At 55.7% G+C, this 17,332-nt stretch carries 16 protein-coding genes; 3 read left to right on the top strand and 13 right to left on the bottom strand.

Features of this window, described 5'->3' with window-relative positions; translation table 11 throughout:
- The first annotated feature begins 39 nt into the window (after window positions 1-39).
- Both ACZ445_RS08295 and ACZ445_RS08290 read left to right on the top strand, forming a co-directional pair.
- Window positions 40-837 (top strand): glycosyltransferase, encoded by a 798-nt coding sequence (locus tag ACZ445_RS08295; RefSeq protein WP_058424495.1) that lies wholly within the window; start codon window positions 40-42, stop codon window positions 835-837.
- Window positions 830-2,047 carry a glycosyltransferase family protein gene (locus ACZ445_RS08290; protein WP_058424496.1) on the top strand — a complete coding sequence of 406 codons (1,218 nt, stop codon included), beginning with the start codon at window positions 830-832 and terminating at the stop codon, window positions 2,045-2,047. The genes ACZ445_RS08295 and ACZ445_RS08290 overlap by 8 nt, the downstream gene beginning before the upstream one ends.
- A gap of 56 nt (window positions 2,048-2,103) precedes the next feature.
- Here ACZ445_RS08290 and ACZ445_RS08285 read toward each other — a convergent pair whose 3' ends face one another.
- The 6 genes from ACZ445_RS08285 to ACZ445_RS08260 form a co-directional block, all read right to left on the bottom strand.
- On the bottom strand, window positions 2,104-4,098 hold the full coding sequence (locus ACZ445_RS08285) for a polysaccharide biosynthesis protein (RefSeq protein WP_179029087.1): 1,995 nt from the start codon (window positions 4,096-4,098) through the stop codon (window positions 2,104-2,106).
- A 97-nt stretch (window positions 4,099-4,195) separates the two neighbouring features.
- Complete coding sequence (locus tag ACZ445_RS08280; RefSeq protein WP_179029086.1) at window positions 4,196-5,209, bottom strand: MraY family glycosyltransferase; 1,014 nt, start codon at window positions 5,207-5,209, stop codon at window positions 4,196-4,198.
- 43 nt (window positions 5,210-5,252) lie between these two features.
- A complete protein-coding gene (locus ACZ445_RS08275) occupies window positions 5,253-6,518 on the bottom strand; it encodes a glycosyltransferase family 4 protein (RefSeq protein ID WP_179029085.1) in 1,266 nt (421 codons plus the stop codon).
- Window positions 6,519-7,649, bottom strand: a complete 1,131-nt coding sequence (gene wecB / locus ACZ445_RS08270; RefSeq protein WP_058424500.1) for a non-hydrolyzing UDP-N-acetylglucosamine 2-epimerase — start codon at window positions 7,647-7,649, stop codon at window positions 6,519-6,521.
- A gap of 68 nt (window positions 7,650-7,717) precedes the next feature.
- Window positions 7,718-8,836, bottom strand: a complete 1,119-nt coding sequence (gene wbjC, locus ACZ445_RS08265) for a UDP-2-acetamido-2,6-beta-L-arabino-hexul-4-ose reductase (protein WP_058424501.1) — start codon at window positions 8,834-8,836, stop codon at window positions 7,718-7,720.
- 3 nt (window positions 8,837-8,839) lie between these two features.
- Complete coding sequence (locus ACZ445_RS08260) at window positions 8,840-9,874, bottom strand: polysaccharide biosynthesis protein (protein ID WP_058424502.1); 1,035 nt, start codon at window positions 9,872-9,874, stop codon at window positions 8,840-8,842.
- 96 nt (window positions 9,875-9,970) lie between these two features.
- Here ACZ445_RS08260 and ACZ445_RS08255 point away from each other — a divergent pair, with 96 nt between their 5' ends.
- Window positions 9,971-10,288 carry a hypothetical protein gene (locus tag ACZ445_RS08255; RefSeq protein WP_147467487.1) on the top strand — a complete coding sequence of 106 codons (318 nt, stop codon included), beginning with the start codon at window positions 9,971-9,973 and terminating at the stop codon, window positions 10,286-10,288.
- A gap of 62 nt (window positions 10,289-10,350) precedes the next feature.
- On the opposite strand, the gene ACZ445_RS08250 is transcribed toward ACZ445_RS08255, so the two are convergent.
- The 7 genes from ACZ445_RS08250 to hisC all read right to left on the bottom strand — a co-directional run bounded on the left by ACZ445_RS08250 (window position 10,351) and on the right by hisC (window position 17,325).
- The gene (locus ACZ445_RS08250; RefSeq protein WP_464708200.1) at window positions 10,351-10,581 is read right to left on the bottom strand and encodes a LapA family protein; all 231 of its coding nucleotides are present in this window, start codon (window positions 10,579-10,581) and stop codon (window positions 10,351-10,353) included.
- Window positions 10,582-10,601: 20 nt separating this feature from the next.
- The gene (gene ihfB / locus ACZ445_RS08245; protein WP_003218804.1) at window positions 10,602-10,898 is read right to left on the bottom strand and encodes an integration host factor subunit beta; all 297 of its coding nucleotides are present in this window, start codon (window positions 10,896-10,898) and stop codon (window positions 10,602-10,604) included.
- Window positions 10,899-11,030: 132 nt separating this feature from the next.
- Window positions 11,031-11,315: a hypothetical protein gene (locus ACZ445_RS08240; RefSeq protein ID WP_058424505.1), complete on the bottom strand. Its 285-nt coding sequence runs from the start codon at window positions 11,313-11,315 to the stop codon at window positions 11,031-11,033.
- 161 nt (window positions 11,316-11,476) lie between these two features.
- A complete protein-coding gene (rpsA, locus tag ACZ445_RS08235) occupies window positions 11,477-13,168 on the bottom strand; it encodes a 30S ribosomal protein S1 (RefSeq protein ID WP_012722933.1) in 1,692 nt (563 codons plus the stop codon).
- Window positions 13,169-13,287: 119 nt separating this feature from the next.
- The gene (gene cmk, locus ACZ445_RS08230; RefSeq protein ID WP_003172653.1) at window positions 13,288-13,977 is read right to left on the bottom strand and encodes a (d)CMP kinase; all 690 of its coding nucleotides are present in this window, start codon (window positions 13,975-13,977) and stop codon (window positions 13,288-13,290) included.
- Window positions 13,974-16,184 carry a bifunctional prephenate dehydrogenase/3-phosphoshikimate 1-carboxyvinyltransferase gene (locus ACZ445_RS08225; protein ID WP_464705469.1) on the bottom strand — a complete coding sequence of 737 codons (2,211 nt, stop codon included), beginning with the start codon at window positions 16,182-16,184 and terminating at the stop codon, window positions 13,974-13,976. Before ACZ445_RS08225 ends, cmk begins: the two co-directional genes overlap by 4 nt.
- A 28-nt stretch (window positions 16,185-16,212) precedes the next feature.
- A complete protein-coding gene (hisC, locus tag ACZ445_RS08220) occupies window positions 16,213-17,325 on the bottom strand; it encodes a histidinol-phosphate transaminase (RefSeq protein ID WP_058424507.1) in 1,113 nt (370 codons plus the stop codon).
- Between the last annotated feature and the right edge of the window lie 7 nt (window positions 17,326-17,332).

Raw genomic sequence — 17,332 nt, 5'->3', positions numbered from 1 at the left:
CGACCGGGTACGGGCGGCTCCACATATCAAAGGTATGGCATGACACGTAAGATTGCAGTAGGGATTGTTGTCTATCACGCCGGCGTTGAATTACTGCACAGGCTTGAATTGACTTCGGCAAACGGGTTTGAAGTCTATGTATTCGACAATTCACCTGATAATGCCAGTGTGCGGGCATTTGCCGAGCATCACCCGCAGATCCACTACTTTACCTGTGGTAAAAATCTCGGGTTGGGCGTCGGTATTTCAACGGTATGCGCCAATGCCTATCAACAGGGCCACTCGGCACTGCTGTTTTTTGATCAGGACACGGGGTTCAACGAAGAAACACTGACCTATGTCGAAAAAAACTATACCGACAACCTCGACGCTTACACTGCGTTCAGCGCAATCGCTTTCAAGGCCGATGGAAGCGCGTCAGTACGGGAGGTACCCCTGCTGATCAACAGCGGCAGTCTTTATTTTCTGGATAAACTCAACGCTCTCGGCTGGATGGATTGCAGCTACTTTGTCGACAGCGTGGATTATAAGCTGTGCCTGGATTCATTGAATAAAGGCTATCGAATCGGCGTCTGTGGCGCCACACCTGGCTTTGATCATGTGACCGAGCAGGCTGACAGTCGCTACCGAATTGCTGGCCGTACGTATTCAATGCGGGCGTATTCATGGTCCAGAATAAAAGACACGGTATCTTCGAACCTGAAACTTATTTTTTCTGCGCTCGCGAGCTGTCAGTTCGGCTTCGCGCTCAGAATCACAAGATTACTGACACTCTATTGCACGTCTCAGATCCTCGTCAGAGTAATCAATACATTAGGAATATTTAAACGTGACTGATGAAAAAGGCATGACCGTCGAGCGCTCAGCCATTTTTACTGTGTGCAACTTGGCTTACTTGTCCAAAGCGTTGGTGCTGGCCGAGTCGCTGGTTAAATTCGGTCAGCCTAAACTGAAGATCTATATTTTTGATCGCAAGATCGAGATGGATCTCCCCACCCACTTGGCAGAATTCCACTGGGTTGAAGAGATCGGATTGCCAAATGTCCAGCACTACGCCTTTAAATACGACATCGTGGAGTTCAGTACCAGTCTCAAGCCCTGGATCACTTTGCAGCTGCTTGAGCAACACGAGAAGGTTATCTTCCTCGACCCCGACACGTGCGTTTTCAGCCGCCTCGATGGCCTATGGGACGAACTCGGTACGCGTGACATCATTCTAACGCCCCACTACGTCACGCCTCATGTCGAGGGTGATGTCGGGATGTTGCGCTTTGGCTCCTTCAATCTGGGCTTCTACGCAGTTTCAAACACGTCAGAAGGCATACGCTTTCTCCAGTGGTGGAATGAACGCTGCCTGGAACATTGCTATTTCGAAACTCAGTTTGGCCTCTCCACCGACCAGAAGTGGGTCAGCATCGCCCCCTGCTTCTTCCCGACCCTGCACGTATCGTTCAATCTTGGCTACAACATGGCTTTTTGGAATAGCCATGAGCGCACCCTCGCCCCTGACGGCCAAGGTGGCTATACCGTAAATGGAGAGTTCCCGCTGGTTTTCTTCCACTTCAGTTCGTTTGACGAGAAGAATCCGGAACGCTTGAGCAAACGAGCATTTGCGGGAAGAGAAGAAAAACGTGAAGATCTGTTGGAGGTCAGCTTCTATTACAAGGAACGACTGTCCAACTTTTCAGCCTTCCCTTCCAGCGCAGCCTATGCCTTTGATTATATGAGCGATGGGAAATACATTTCGCCCACACTGAGAAGGGCCTACGCCGCCGTACTGGACGAACTGCCTGCCGAGCATGAGCCGTTCGATGCGAGCGGCCCTGTCTACCAATTTGCCAAGAAGAACTATTTGTTCGAAAAGGGCGGGCCCTACAAACCGGCAGGGTTTGGTGACGCACTAAATCACTCTGGAAAGCTTCAGATCATCAACTCGTTGCTAAAGGTGGTTCTTTACACTGTAGGCCCTAACAGGTTCATGAACATATCGAGACTGTTCGTCTACCTATCGAGCTTCAGACTGAACAAAAAACTCTGGAAGCTTTAACTTAAGTTTTACCTGATGGGCCTCCAAATAGGCCCATCAGAGCGTCCACCAGATGATCAGACTTCACGATGTCGCTGAATGTGCATCCAGTCGACGATCTCACCTTCCGGGCTATAGCCACTGACGGTTTCTTTCAAGAGTTGCCTGACGAGCGCAAAATCGCCTTCCTCGACAGCCGCCAATAACCCGTGCAACCTGGTCTTGAGTACTTCCCACCCCAGAAGCTCTTCATTAGCTCGCATAATCATTGGATGGCGTGTAGCCGCTACATTGTCGCCAATCAATAACTCTTCATACAGCTTTTCACCCGGACGCAGCCCACTGAAATTGATCAGGATATCTCCGTGCGGGTTTTTCTCGGAGCGGATACTCAAGCCCGAGAGATGAACCATCTTTTCAGCAAGCTCGACAATCTTCACAGGCTCACCCATATCCAGCACGAAAACGTCGCCGCCCTGCCCCATCGAACCCGCCTGGATAACCAGTTGCGCCGCCTCGGGAATCGTCATGAAATAGCGGGTTATCTTCGGATGAGTCACCGTCAAAGGGCCTCCCGCCTGGATCTGCTTATGAAACAGCGGGATAACCGAACCTGAAGAGCCCAGTACGTTGCCAAAGCGAACCATGGTGAAACGGGTTTTGTTGACGCGCGAGATATTCGACGCATCACCAAACAACGTAGGTGCCAATTCCTTGCTCAACGCTTGCAACACAAGCTCCGCCAGCCGTTTGGTGCTGCCCATGACGTTGGTTGGCCGCACCGCCTTGTCTGTTGAAATGAGCACAAAGTTCTCGACACCTGCCTGCAAAGCTGCCTGCGCGGTATTGAGAGTACCGATCACGTTATTAAGAATGCCTTCGGCAATGTTGTGCTCCACCATGGGCACATGCTTATAGGCAGCCGCATGGTAGACCGTGTCGACCGACCAGGTATTCATGACATCCAGCAGCTTGTCCGGATGGCGCACCGAACCAAGGATGGGCAACAACGTCACATTCAACAATTCTGATTGAACGCGCTGTTCAAGTTCGGACAGGATGCAGTAGAGGTTGTACTCACTATGATCGAACAACAACAGGCTGGTGGGTTCCAGCGTAAGGATCTGCCGGCAAAGCTCCGAACCGATCGAACCGCCCGCGCCGGAAACCAGCACCACGCGATTCTTGATGCATCGCTCCAGCAGTTCGGGCTGGGCAGGTACAGGGTCCCTACCCAGCAGGTCGGCAATGTCGACTTCCTGGATATCATCGACTTTGACGCGTCCGCTGGCCAGATCCATGAAACCCGGAACACTACGCACATGCAGCGGGTATCCCTCCAGATAACCCAGTATCTCTCGACGACGAGCCCGTGTGGATGAAGGGATGGCCAGTAACAGCTCTTCCGCGCCCGTATCATCGATCATCTGCTGGATACGCTTGGGCTTGTACACCTTCAACCCCGAGATGATCCGATCGGAGATGCCGCTGTCATCATCGATGAATGCCACAGGCCGCATTACCCGCCCCAGCCGCAAGGCTGCCACCAATTGATTACCTGCGGCCCCGGCACCGTAGATAGCGACCTTGGTCAAGCCATCATCACGATTGGTGAACGGCACGTGTTGCGCCGCAGTAAACCAGTCCCCTTGAAAGTACTGACGCATGGCCAGGCGCAGGCCGCCAATGATGACCATGCTCAACCACCAATAGTTGAATACGATCGAGCGCGGCACCACCGTCTGGTGATTGCTGTACAGGTACACCACCAGCGCCAGCAATAATGCAGAGAGGCTCACGGCCTTGATGATTGCAATCAGCGCATCATTGCCAAAATAACGCATGACCGCACGGTACATGCCAAAGTGGATAAACAACGGGATAGCGATTACCGGCGCGCTGAGAAACAACCACAAATGCACGACGAAGGGGTTGTTAAGATCATCAAACCCCAGGCGAACGACAAATGCCAGCCACAGTGCTCCCCACACCAGGACGATGTCGGTCACTACTTGCAAGAAACGTTTTTGCCTGCGCGGCAAGCCCACCAATCGGGCACGTAGACTATCCATAAACCCTTTTTATACCTCAGTCCCTAGCGCTGCCAGCAAAAAATGGCAGTCACGTACGTGTGCAGCAACCTTTTCAAACACCAGCGTCAACCAATGATCACACTTTTTCCAACTCGCCCGCGTGAAACTTGATCGCCAGCACTATAAGCGGAACATACGCCACCACCAGCCCAAGAACACCGTCAAAACCAAGGCCAACGAAAAGAGCGATGGGCAGCAGCCACAATAGATTGATCGCCATCACCGTCAGCGTCACCGGCAAGTGGCGCCCGGCCTGACGCGAGGCGTACTGATAAGCATGACTTCGATGCGCTTCATAGACCTTATCCCCGCGCAACAGGCGTCGTCCCAAGGTAAAGGTGGCATCAACCACGAATACACCCAGCAAAATCAGCCAGACCCACAGCATCTGAGGGGCCACCCAGGCCGCCTGCAGCGACAGCACGCCGATTACGACACCGAGGAAGCCACTCCCCGCATCGCCCATGAAAATGTGTGCAGGAGGAAAGTTCCAGTACAAGAATCCAAGCACGGCGACTGCCAGTAACATCGGCGCAAGCATGAGACTTTCATGCCCTGTCAGCCAGTACACCAGGCACGCTCCCGAACAGGCGCAGACGGCCTCGATGCTGGCAATGCCGTCGATACCATCCATGAAGTTATACAAGTTCAACATCCAGACCAGGTACAGAGCCGCCAGCACGTGGCCGAACCACCCAAGGTCCAATTCAACCCCGGCCAGACTGATGGTGGGCAGCCCTCCGATCCAACACAACGCCCAAATGGCTGCGGAAAAATGGGCCAAAAGGCGCCAACGTGCTGCGATATGGCCGTGATCATCGAGAAAACCAACCACGGCGATCAATGCGCCCGCCCCCAGTAATGGCCAGGCCGCGTTCCAACTGACCCAGCCAGCGAGCGCAACGAGTACCAACGCCACCAGGAAAGTCAGCACGATTGCGACCCCACCCCCTCGTGGCGTGGGAACCGAGTGCGAGCTGCGACCATTGGGAATGTCCATCAAACTACGCGACAACGCATAGCGGCGCAGTACCCAGGTCAACAAAAGTGATACGAGGAGTACTGCGGCAAACACGAGCCAGAGGGTCATTTCGCAAACAATTCCTGAAACAGAGACGGGCAAAGGGTTCTGGTCATTGTTCGTTGCGCCTCAAGGTCGCTTTTCTAAATAGCGCTTCAAGACGGTCGAACAAGGTGTCCTTGGAAAAATGCTCAAGGTAGTAACGCCTGCCCAAGAGGCCCATGCGCTCAAGCTCGGACCTGGGTAAGACGCCCATGGTGCGAACGATACGCGCCAACCCCTGGGCATCGCCGGAGCCACACACCATGCCCGCACCCGATCCTTCAACAACGTTGGCCGCTTCACCATCGATCATGGCGATTACCGGTTTCCCAGAAGCCAGGTAAGCCTGAACTTTGCCTGGAATGGTTTTCTCGAAAACGTCATTTGTCCTCAACGAAACCAGCAAAGCGTCCGCGACGGCGAACAACGCTGGCATTTTTTCCAAGGGGTGTCTGCCAAGCAGTAGCACGTTGTCCATGCGGTTTTGCGCCACATGCTCGGTCAGCCATTGGCTTGCCCGACCATCGCCCACAATGACCCAGCGCACAGGCAGATCGGTCTCGACAGCCTTGACTGCAGCCATGATGGCTGGAAAATCCTGAGCATCGCCGATGTTACCGGCGAAAAGGATTGTAAATACAGCATCGTCACGCTGCAGCAACTCCGAAGGTCCCTGCAGGTCTGCGGAAAAATCGTCCTCGGCCCAACTAGGGAAATACACCAGTCGGTCTGCATCAATTGCACGTGTGCAGTACTCCTTGACGTTCTCGTCGAACGAACGCGACTGCAACAACAGGTAATCAGTGCGGTTGTAGATCCAGGACACCACCTTGCCAACCAGTCCAAGCAACTTCGGGTTTTCTATAACCCCAACCGCCCTGAGGCTTTCCGGCCAAAGATCCAGCACCCATATGAGTACCGGAGCCCTTTTTAAGCGCCCAAGCAACAGCGCCGGGATCGCCCCCATGATAGGCGACACGCCATACACAAAGATGGAGTCGAACGCCTGACCACGCAGCTTGTAACTGCCAATGATTGAGGCACTGCTGAAAAACGAGAAGTAATTCATGGCCAGTCTGAAATTGCTCTTGCCTCGCGCCAGCATCGGCACCCTGATCACTCGCGCTCCCCGATAATTGGAAAACTGCGCAGGGTCACGCCGGAAATCGGCAAAGACTTGCCCTTCCGGATAGTTGGGCACGCCCGTGAGGACGGTCACCTCATGACCTTTGGCGACAAAGCCCTCGACCATGTTGTTGATACGCATGTTTTCTGGCCAGAAATACTGGGTGACCACCAGAATCTTCAGTGGCTTTTCCTGGGAGAGGCTGTCCAATCAATATTGCTTCCATACAGTGCGCATGACGTAGTCACGGTAGCTATGGATGATCCGCACAACCTTTTCGGCAACATTTGGCATGCTGTAATCGGCAACCAACCGCAACGTCCGTTCCGCCCCAGCGGCCTGGCTTTCCAGGAGCTGCAAGCCCTGCAGCGCACGCTCGACTTCCAAGCCGACCATCATGACCGCCGCCTCCTCCATCCCTTCCGGCCGTTCATGGGCCTCACGTAGATTCAGTGCAGGGAAATTGAGGATCGATGACTCTTCGTTGATGGTGCCGCTGTCGGACAATACGGCCTTGGCCGTCAGTTGCAGCTTGTTGTAATCCTTGAACCCCAGCGGCTTGAGCAATTGCACATTCTTGTGAAAGGTTACGCCCATCGCATCGACACGCTTTTGCGTACGAGGGTGTGTGGTCACGATCACCGGCAGGTCATACTGAGCAGCAACGGTGTTCAACACGCCGACCAGCTTGAGGAAGTTTTTGTCGGAATCAATGTTCTCTTCGCGATGGGCACTCACCACGAAAAACTTGCCCGCCTCAAGACTGAGGCGATCGAGCACTTCAGAGGCTTCGATACCATCACGGTAATAGTTAAGCACCTCAAACATAGGGCTACCGGTCTTGATCACCCGATCCGGCGGCAATCCTTCGCTCAGCAGGTAGTCACGTGCGATGCTGCTATAGGTCAGGTTGATGTCTGCGGTGTGATCAACGATGCGGCGATTGATCTCTTCAGGCACACGCATGTCAAAACAGCGATTGCCGGCTTCCATGTGGAATGTCGGGATTTTACGGCGTTTGGCTGGAATCACCGCCATGCAGCTGTTGGTATCACCGAGAATCAGAAGGGCTTCTGGCTGCACCTTTTCCAGCACCTGGTCCACCGCAATGATCACATTGCCGATCGTTTGCGCACCACTCGCGCCCGCTGCGTTGAGAAAATGATCAGGCTTACGAATACCGAGGTCCTGGAAAAAAATCTCGTTCAATTCGTAATCGTAGTTCTGGCCGGTATGCACCAGGACGTGTTCACAGTGTTCGTCCAGCTTGGCAATCACTCGCGACAAGCGAATGATTTCGGGACGAGTCCCAACGACTGTGACAACTTTCAGCTTTTTCATTTCAACACTCTTCCAGAATCATTGGCATCGGAGCTGTTCGCACCATGCATTGCCTGATGCGCTCATGCTCAGGCTTGAGTACCCACAGGCATCGCAAAGGTGTCTGGCCGCTCACGATCAAAAACCTCGTTGGCCCAGAGCATAACGATCATCTCGTCTTCGCCGACATTGGTAATGTCATGCGTCCAACCAGGCACCGTCTCCACCACCTGGGGCTGTTCACCTTGAGTGAACAACTCATGGAACTCACCCGATACGATATGGCGAAAACGGAAGCAGGCCTTGCCTTTGATAACCAGAAACTTCTCGGTCTTGCTGTGATGATAATGCCCACCGCGTGTGATACCGGGATGCGCGGTGAAATAGGAAAACTGCCCACTGTCCTTGGTCTTCAGCATCTCGACAAAAACGCCGCGCGGGTCACCGTATTTCGGAACGGCATACGTGAATTGCTCGACGGGCAAGTAGCTCACATAGGTCGAGTACAGTGCTCGCACCAAGCCCGTGCCAACAGCTTCGCTGATCAACGTGTCGCGACTGTCGCGAAACGCATGCAGTTGATCGGCCAGTTCCCCGACAGCAATGCTGTAAACCGGACTCACTTGGACCGCCGCGCCATGGGGTAAACCCGAATCCATTACCCGGATAAAACACTCGACCACGTCGTCGATGTAGACCAGGCTGACCATCGCTTGTCGATCATTGACCTGGATCGGCAGGCCTCGGGTGATGTTATGGCAAAAAGTCGCCACGGCAGAGTTGTAATCAGGTCGCGCCCACTTGCCAAACACATTAGGCAGGCGCAGGACATGAACCCTGGAACCATGGCTCGCCTGCAGGTCGTGCAATGCCTGCTCGGCAGCCAGCTTGCTGACACCGTAAGGATTGTCACGATCCGCCTGGGTCGACGAGGTGTAGAGCACAGGAGTGAGCTTGCCACTTGCCTTGATCGCGTCGCACAGAGCCAGAGTCAGGTCAGTGTTGCCCACCTTGAACTCATCGGACGATTGGGGCCGATTGACCCCCGCCAGGTGGAATACAAAATCGACCTCGGCAACCAAGGCAGGCAGTTGGGCAATGCTGTTGTCACGGGTAAAGGCGACAACCTCGATATCACTGCGCTCACTCAAATGCGCAATCAGGTTCTTGCCGACAAAACCATTGGCCCCGGTGATCAGTACCTTCATCAATTATTCCTCCGGCGTAGCGAGTTCGCCACGCTGGATCGCTTGCATGAACTCAAGCTTGAGCAGGAGCCGTTGCATGCCGGCCACATCCAACCGCTCAGTGTTATGGGAGTTATAGTCTTCCGTACGGGAGATTTTCTCTTCACCCTGCTCGACAAATTTTGAATAGTTCAAGTCACGCAGATCGGGGGGAATCCGGTAGTAATCACCCTTGTCTTCAGCGCAGGCCATTTCTTCACGGCTCAACAACGCTTCAAAAAGCTTTTCCCCATGGCGAGTACCGATGACCTGGATAGGGTGCTCAGGCCGGCCGACCATTGCGGTCAGTGCCTTGGCCAAGGTCTCGACTGTCGCGGCAGGCGCCTTCTGAACAAAAAGATCACCGTTGCGACCGTGTTCAAAAGCATACAGCACCAAGTCCACAGCATCGGCCAGCGTCATCATGAAGCGAGTCATACTCGGGTCGGTCAACGTCAATGCGTTACCTGCACGAATCTGCTCGATGAACAGGGGAATGACAGACCCCCTCGAAGCCATGACGTTACCGTAGCGAGTACCGCAGATAACGGTCTTGGCATCATCTACGTTGCGGGATTTGGCAACCATGACCTTTTCCATCATCGCCTTGGAGATACCCATGGCGTTGATAGGGTAGACAGCCTTGTCGGTGCTCAGGCAAACCACTCGCTTGACCGCGTTCTGGATAGCGGCTTCCAGTACATTCTCGGTGCCGATAACGTTGGTCTTGACCGCTTCCATCGGATGAAACTCACAGGAAGGCACCTGCTTCAGTGCGGCCGCATGGAAAATGTAGTCCACGCCACGCGTGGCATTGAGCACACTTTGATAGTCGCGCACATCGCCTATATAGAACTTGAGCTTGGTGTCGGCATAGCGCTTGCGCATGTCATCCTGCTTCTTCTCATCGCGGCTGAAGATGCGGATTTCTGCAATATCACTGTCGAGGAAGCGCTTGAGGACGGCGTTGCCGAATGAACCGGTACCACCGGTGATAAGAAGCGTTTTTCCGCTGAACATAGTAAGTCCTAAAGCAACGCGCACAGCACGACAAGCTTCTAGTCGGCCAATCACCTCAATGCCTGCAGACCAACAAAGCCAACATGCCGCCCCGGAATGCTCAACGGTGAAGAGGTTCTAGGAAAACGTCGAAGCTCGTTAGCAAACAGCCCGAAAAATAAGCTTTGTGTGGTGCAGTTAAAGATGAAGGGGATGAAAATTGATGGCCATTTTAAGGCCTGCATCCTTAAAGTCAAAAGCGAACATGGATGCATGTCGCGTAAGAAGGCGCCTTGGCAGCGGCTTGAGGGGAAGGGGCGCAAGCCCCGAGCGGTGCAAGAGAATAACGCAGACCGACTTTTCGAGAGCATTAATGCAGACAAATGCACAAGTTTTTCACTAGACCAGCAGGGCATGGCATACATGACAGGATAAACGTCTCAAATCCTGCTCAGGCTGCGCCTACCAAAGAAAACAGGATACTGCGGGAAAAGACGTCAACCCTTTTGTCGAGCCACCTTACGACCCACCATCAAACTCAGCACTGGTCCAATAATCATTCCCACGACCAACGCCAACGTCGTAAAAACTGAAACAGGCAGCTCAACGGTAGACCAGCCGAAAAATGACAGCTTTGTACCTTGCTGATTCTCCAACACAAAAGTCACGACAATAAGCGCGAAAAACAAAACAGCTACAACCGATACAAAGCGCCTGGCTTTTAGCATAACGTTCTCCTGAAAGTCGATCAGACGCCCTCTTCCTCGTCTTCGTTCACCCGATCCCGCAATTCCTTACCCGGCTTGAAGTGAGGTACGAATTTACCGTCCAGGCTGACGGACTGGCCGGTTTTTGGATTACGGCCAACACGCGGCGCGCGATAGTGAAGCGAAAAACTCCCAAACCCACGGATCTCAATCCGATCCCCGGTCGCCAGGCACTGGGACATTTGCTCAAGCATGGTCTTGATAGCCAACTCGACATCCTTGGATGAGAGCAGCCCTTGATGGGTGACAATTCGTTCGATCAACTCCGACTTCGTCATATTTTTCCCTTCTTTTTCAAGCAGCTAGGAAAAGCGCTTCGAAGGTTTTAGCATGACTTGATGAATTTGAACAGCCCACCGAACAACTTATCCGCAGGATAGATGGCAACCGGCTATAGGCGTATTCCAACCTCAATTACAGATGACCAGCATAGTGCGGGTGACTGCACCAGCAGGGTTCCAACCGAACAGATAGTCACCCTCTTCGTCGCTGGCATCGCTGGATCGGGTGATGACCTTGTAGCCCTGCATCTTGCACTCTCTAGCCGCGCGTTTTTCGCACTTGCTCCAGTTGTTGCCGAGGCCAGAGCAATCTACTTCGATACCACTGACACCGCGTTTGGCGTGGGTCTTGACGCTGGTGGCCGAGCAACCAGCAAGCATTACCAATGCGAGCACTACGATAAGCCTGTTCATTCAAATCCTTACTGAAGCCACAACACAAGAACCGCTTTTAGCTTAAGACTATAGTCAGTTCTGACACTGGGCTATACAGCTTGGTTCTCGGTGTTGATTCAACGAATTTCAAGCACAAAAAAGGGCGACCGAAGTCGCCCTTTTTTATGGTCTGACAGAACTTAGTTCTGTTTTTCCATTTGTGCACGCAATAGGTCGCCCAGAGTGGTAGGACCAGCAGCGATGCTATCCGAAGGCTTGTCTTTCAAGCTCTGGATGGCTTCTTTCTCTTCAGCATCGTCTTTCGACTTGATGGAGAGCTGGATTACGCGGCTCTTGCGGTCAACGCTGATGATCTTGGCTTCTACTTCCTGGCCTTCTTTCAGAACGTTACGCGCGTCTTCAACGCGGTCACGGCTGATTTCGGAGGCTTTCAGAGTCGCTTCGATATCGTCGGCCAGAGTGATGATGGCGCCTTTAGCGTCAACTTCCTTCACGATGCCTTTAACGATTGCGCCTTTGTCGTTGTCCTGAACGTATTCAGAGAACGGGTCGCTTTCCAGTTGCTTGATACCCAGGGAGATACGTTCGCGCTCTGGGTCAACCGACAGGATAACGGTGTCCAGCTCGTCGCCCTTCTTGAAACGACGAACAGCTTCTTCGCCCACTTCGTTCCAGGAGATGTCGGACAGGTGAACCAGGCCGTCGATGCCGCCGTCCAGACCAATGAAGATACCGAAATCGGTGATCGACTTGATGGTGCCGGAGATTTTATCGCCCTTGTTGAACTGGCCAGAGAAATCTTCCCATGGGTTGGATTTGCACTGCTTGATGCCCAGGGAGATACGACGACGCTCTTCGTCGATGTCCAGAACCATAACTTCCACTTCGTCGCCGACTTGTACGACTTTCGAAGGGTGGATGTTCTTGTTGGTCCAGTCCATTTCGGAAACGTGTACCAGGCCTTCCACGCCTTCTTCCAGCTCAGCGAAGCAGCCGTAGTCGGTCAGGTTGGTAACACGCGCGGTAACGCGAGTGCTTTCTGGGTAACGGGCTTTGATAGCAACCCATGGATCTTCACCCAGTTGCTTCAGGCCCAGGGAAACACGGTTGCGCTCGCGATCGTATTTCAGAACCTTGACATCGATCTCGTCGCCAACGTTGACGATTTCGGAAGGATGCTTGATACGCTTCCAAGCCATGTCGGTAATGTGCAACAGGCCATCCACGCCACCCAGGTCGACGAATGCGCCGTAGTCGGTGAGGTTTTTGACGATACCTTTGACTTGTTGGCCTTCCTGCAGGGATTCCAGCAGAGCTTCACGCTCGGCGGAGTTTTCTGCTTCCAGGACGCTGCGACGGGAAACGACAACGTTGTTGCGCTTCTGGTCGAGCTTGATGACCTTGAATTCGAGTTCTTTGCCTTCCAGGTGCGTGGTGTCGCGCACTGGACGAACGTCGACCAAAGAACCTGGCAGGAACGCACGGATGCCGTTAACGTCGACAGTGAAGCCGCCTTTAACCTTACCGTTGATAACGCCCTTGACCACTTCTTCAGCTGCGAAGGCTGCTTCGAGAACAATCCAGCATTCAGCGCGCTTGGCTTTTTCACGGGACAGCTTGGTTTCACCGAAACCGTCTTCAACCGAGTCCAGAGCAACGTGAACTTCGTCACCGACATTGATTGTCAGATCACCAGCATCGTTGTAGAACTGTTCCAGCGGGATCAGAGCTTCAGACTTCAGACCAGCGTGAACGGTTACCCAGCGAGCTTGGTAATCGATATCAACGATAACACCGGTGATGATGGAGCCTGCCTGAAGGTTCAGGGTTTTTAGGCTTTCTTCAAAGAGTTCCGCAAAGCTTTCGCTCATTTTAATTCCTGTTGATAAGGGCGAAGAATACGCCCATCTCCACACCCCAGACGGTGTGGGTCAGTTTCAATTAAAAGAAGCACCGCAGGACTATGACTGGTCCCCTGCAGCCTTCTTGGTCACCCGGCGATATCGCGAATGGCGATCTCGCTCAAGATGCGTTCCAGCACCTGCTCGATGGACAACTCCGTGGAATCCAGCTGTATGGCATCAGCCGCCGGCTTGAGCGGGGCTACTGCGCGCTGGGTATCACGCTCATCGCGTGCACGGATCTCATCTAGCAGACTCGACAGACTAACACCATCGACTTTGCCCTTCAACTGCAAGTAGCGGCGGCGAGCCCGTTCCTCGGCGCTGGCGGTCAGGAAAATCTTCAGTGGCGCCTCGGGAAACACCACGGTTCCCATGTCACGGCCATCGGCCACCAGGCCCGGTGGCTCCTGGAAAGCCCGCTGGCGCTGCAGCAATGCGTCCCGCACCGCTGGCAGTGCGGCAACCTGGGAGGCCCAGGAGCCGACTTGCTCATTGCGCAGATCATCGGTCACATCGTCCCCTTCAAGGATGATGCGCTGGGGATGCCCTTCCGTTGCGCCGACAAACTGCACATCAAGGTGCGCCGCCAGCAGCTTCAGGGATTCTTCGTTGGTCAGGTCGACGCCATGGTTGCGTGCGGCGAATGCCAGCAGGCGGTACAGCGCGCCGGAATCCAGCAGGCACCAGCCCAGGCGCTTGGCCAGGATGCCGGCGATCGTGCCTTTGCCCGAGCCGCTTGGCCCGTCGATGGTAATCACCGGTGCTTTGATATTCACAATTGAGCCTCTTGGGCAACACGGATGCCGACTTGGGCACACAGTGTAAGAAAGTTCGGAAAAGACGTAGCAACATTGGCGCAGTCACGGATACGAATCGGCGCCGCCGCCCGCAGGGAAGCCACGCTGAATGCCATGGTAATCCGGTGATCGCCATGGGCATGCACTTCACCGCCACCCATCAGGCCACCGTCAATGATAATCCCATCAGGCGTCGGTTCACACTTCACGCCCAGTGCCAGCAGACCATCGGCCATGACCTGGATACGGTCGGACTCCTTCACGCGCAGCTCTTCGGCGCCGCGCAACACAGTCCGCCCTTCGGCACAGGCCGCCGCAACGAACAGCACCGGGAACTCGTCAATCGCCAAAGGCACCAGCGCCTCGGGGATTTCAATACCTTTCAACGCCGCGGCACGTACGCGCAGGTCAGCAACCGGTTCGCCACCCACTTCACGCGGATTTTCCAGGGTAATGTCCGCGCCCATCAGCCGCAGAATGTCGATCACGCCGGTGCGGGTCGGGTTGACGCCCACATGCTCCAGCAACAACTCGGAGCCTTCGGCAATCGAAGCCGCCACCAGGAAAAACGCCGACGAGGAAATATCCCCCGGCACTTCAATATGCGTCGCAGCCAGCGCATGGCCAGACTCAACCGACGCCCTGGCCCCCACCACATCAACCGGATATCCAAAACCGCGCAACATGCGCTCGGTATGATCACGGGTCGGCGCAGGCTCGGTCACCGAGGTCTTACCCTCGGCGTAAAGCCCGGCCAGCAACAGGCAGGATTTAACCTGCGCACTGGCCATCGGCATCGAGTAATCGAAGCCTTTGAGCACCTGCCCACCACGGATAGTGAGCGGCGGGCGCCCTTCCGGGCCGGTCTCGATCACGGCGCCCATTTCCCGCAACGGCTTGGCCACGCGGCTCATCGGGCGCTTGGACAGTGAGGCGTCACCCGTCAGTACGCTGTCAAAGCTTTGCGCTGCAAGCAACCCGGACAGCAGGCGCATGGAGGTGCCCGAGTTACCGAGATAGATCGGCCCCGGCGCCGGCTTCAAGCCATGCAGACCCACGCCGTGGATGGTCACGCGCCCATGGTGCGGCCCTTCAATCACCACGCCCATGTCGCGAAACGCCTGCAAAGTCGCCAGGGCGTCCTCGCCTTCGAGGAAACCTTCAACTTCCGTCACACCCTCAGCCAACGAACCGAGCATGATCGACCGATGGGAGATCGACTTGTCGCCCGGCACCCGAATGCTTCCGCTCAAGCGGCCGCCCGGGTTGGCGAGGAAGGTCAGGTCATCAGCGTTCACAGCGGTTTCCATGTAGGCCCGGCGCGCCAGGATCTTGCTGAAATGCTCACGCGCCACCCGAGCACGGGTAAACACGCCCAATAACTGATGGCCATCCCCGGCGTCGACCGCATCGCGCAAGGCGTCGAGGTCGCTGCGGAAGGTGTCCAGGGTGCGCAACACCGCTTCGCGATTGGCGAGGAAGATGTCGTGCCACATCACCGGGTCGCTGCCGGCAATCCGCGTGAAGTCGCGGAAGCCACCGGCGGCGTAACGGAAAATCTCGAGGTTCTCGTTGCGCTTGGCCAGCGAGTCCACCAAGCCAAATGCGAGCAAATGCGGCAGATGGCTGGTCGCGGCCAGCACTTCGTCATGGCGCTCGACCTGCATATGCTCGACGTCCGCACCCAACTCGCGCCACAGCCGATCCACCACCGCCAGCGCCGCCGGATCGGTTTGCGCCAGGGGTGTCAGGATCACTTTATGACGACGGAACAGCTGCGCATTCGACGCCTCCACCCCGCTCTGTTCGGAACCGGCAATCGGATGGCCCGGCACGAAACGCGCCGGCATGCCACCAAACGCCTGTTGCGCCGCGCGCACCACATTACCCTTGGCACTGCCGACGTCCGTCAGGATCGCCTGTCCCAGGTCCATGCCCGCCAACACGGCGAGCAATTTCTCCATGGCCAGAATCGGCACGGCCAGTTGGATCACATCCGCGCCCTGGCACGCGAGCGCCAGGTCTGCTTCACAGCGATCCACCACGCCCAGCTCGACCGCCAACTGACGCGATTGCGGGTCCAGGTCCACACCGACCACTTCGCCACACAGCCCGCTTTCACGCAGGCCTTTGGCGAAGGAGCCACCGATCAACCCCAGACCGACCACCACCAGGCGACCGATCATAGGCACAGCAGGTTGCAATGCAGTGACATCAACCACGAGCCAGAACCTTGGCCAGCGCCTCCAGGAAGCGGCTGTTTTCAGCCGGCAGACCGATGGTGATGCGCAGGTGGTTCGGCATGCCGTAGTTGGCGGTCGGACGCACGATCACGCCTTCGCGCAACAGGCCCTGGAACACCGGTGCAGCCACTTGACCGAGGTCGACACAAATGAAGTTGCCCTTGGACGGAATCCAGCCCAGGCCCAGTTCGCGGAAGCCTTCCTGCAACTGCAGCATGCCGCTTTCGTTGATGCGGCGACCCTCTTCCAGATACTCGGCATCCTTCACCGCCGCACAGGCCGCCGCCAGGGCCAGGCTGTTGACGTTGAACGGCTGGCGCACGCGGTTCAGCACATCGGCGACCACCGCACTGGACAAGCCGTAGCCCACGCGCAACGACGCCAGGCCGTAGGCCTTGGAGAAGGTGCGCGACACCAGCAGGTTCGGGTACGCGGCCAGGAAGTCCAGGCCGTTCGGCAGGTCGCTGCCTTCGGCGTACTCGATATAAGCCTCGTCCAGCACCACCAGCACGTGCTCAGGCACGTCTTGCAGGAAGTCGTTCAGCGCCTGGGCGTCGAACCAGGTGCCGGTCGGGTTGTTCGGGTTAGCGATGAACACCACGCGGGTCTTGGCGTCGATGGCCGCCAGCATGGCCGGTAGGTCGTGGCCCCACTCCTTCGCAGGAACCACACGCGCATCAGCGCCGACCGCCTGGGTCACGATCGGGTAGACCGCAAACGCATGCTCGCTGAACACCGCGTTCAAGCCCGGCGCCAGGTAAGCACGGCCAACCAGCTCAAGAATGTCATTGGAGCCGTTGCCCAGGGTGACCTGGCTCAGCTCAACCCGGCACTTCTCGGCCAACAAGGACTTGAGAGCGAAGCCGTTGCCATCGGGATAACGAGTCAGCTCAGCCAGTTCTTCACGGATCGCCGCCAGCACTTTAGGGCTCGGTCCCAGCGGGTTTTCGTTACTCGCCAGCTTGACGATGTTCGCCGGATCCAGGTTCAACTCACGCGCCAGCTCGTCCACAGGCTTGCCCGGAACGTAAGGCGACAGTTGTTGCACGCCCGGCTGCGCCAGGGCGAGGAAATTGCCACTCATGTTAACG

The sequence above is a fragment of the Pseudomonas allii genome, assembly GCF_055380095.1.
Note: the sequence above shows the minus strand (reverse complement) of the source record. Positions and strands in the feature narration are given on the sequence as shown.

What these genes read in the sequence shown, in the direction of transcription:
- ACZ445_RS08295 (WP_058424495.1), top strand. Translation starts at nt 40, where the DNA reads ATGACACGTAAGATTGCAGTAGGGATTGTTGTCTATCACGCCGGCGTT.
- ACZ445_RS08285 (WP_179029087.1), bottom strand. Translation starts at nt 4,098, where the DNA reads ATGGATAGTCTACGTGCCCGATTGGTGGGCTTGCCGCGCAGGCAAAAA.
- ACZ445_RS08280 (WP_179029086.1), bottom strand. Translation starts at nt 5,209, where the DNA reads ATGACCCTCTGGCTCGTGTTTGCCGCAGTACTCCTCGTATCACTTTTG.
- wecB (WP_058424500.1), bottom strand. Translation starts at nt 7,649, where the DNA reads ATGAAAAAGCTGAAAGTTGTCACAGTCGTTGGGACTCGTCCCGAAATC.
- wbjC (WP_058424501.1), bottom strand. Translation starts at nt 8,836, where the DNA reads ATGAAGGTACTGATCACCGGGGCCAATGGTTTTGTCGGCAAGAACCTG.
- ACZ445_RS08260 (WP_058424502.1), bottom strand. Translation starts at nt 9,874, where the DNA reads ATGTTCAGCGGAAAAACGCTTCTTATCACCGGTGGTACCGGTTCATTC.
- ACZ445_RS08255 (WP_147467487.1), top strand. Translation starts at nt 9,971, where the DNA reads ATGCTCAACGGTGAAGAGGTTCTAGGAAAACGTCGAAGCTCGTTAGCA.
- ACZ445_RS08250 (WP_464708200.1), bottom strand. Translation starts at nt 10,581, where the DNA reads ATGCTAAAAGCCAGGCGCTTTGTATCGGTTGTAGCTGTTTTGTTTTTC.
- ihfB (WP_003218804.1), bottom strand. Translation starts at nt 10,898, where the DNA reads ATGACGAAGTCGGAGTTGATCGAACGAATTGTCACCCATCAAGGGCTG.
- ACZ445_RS08240 (WP_058424505.1), bottom strand. Translation starts at nt 11,315, where the DNA reads ATGAACAGGCTTATCGTAGTGCTCGCATTGGTAATGCTTGCTGGTTGC.
- rpsA (WP_012722933.1), bottom strand. Translation starts at nt 13,168, where the DNA reads ATGAGCGAAAGCTTTGCGGAACTCTTTGAAGAAAGCCTAAAAACCCTG.
- ACZ445_RS08225 (WP_464705469.1), bottom strand. Translation starts at nt 16,184, where the DNA reads ATGATCGGTCGCCTGGTGGTGGTCGGTCTGGGGTTGATCGGTGGCTCC.
- hisC (WP_058424507.1), bottom strand. Translation starts at nt 17,325, where the DNA reads ATGAGTGGCAATTTCCTCGCCCTGGCGCAGCCGGGCGTGCAACAACTG.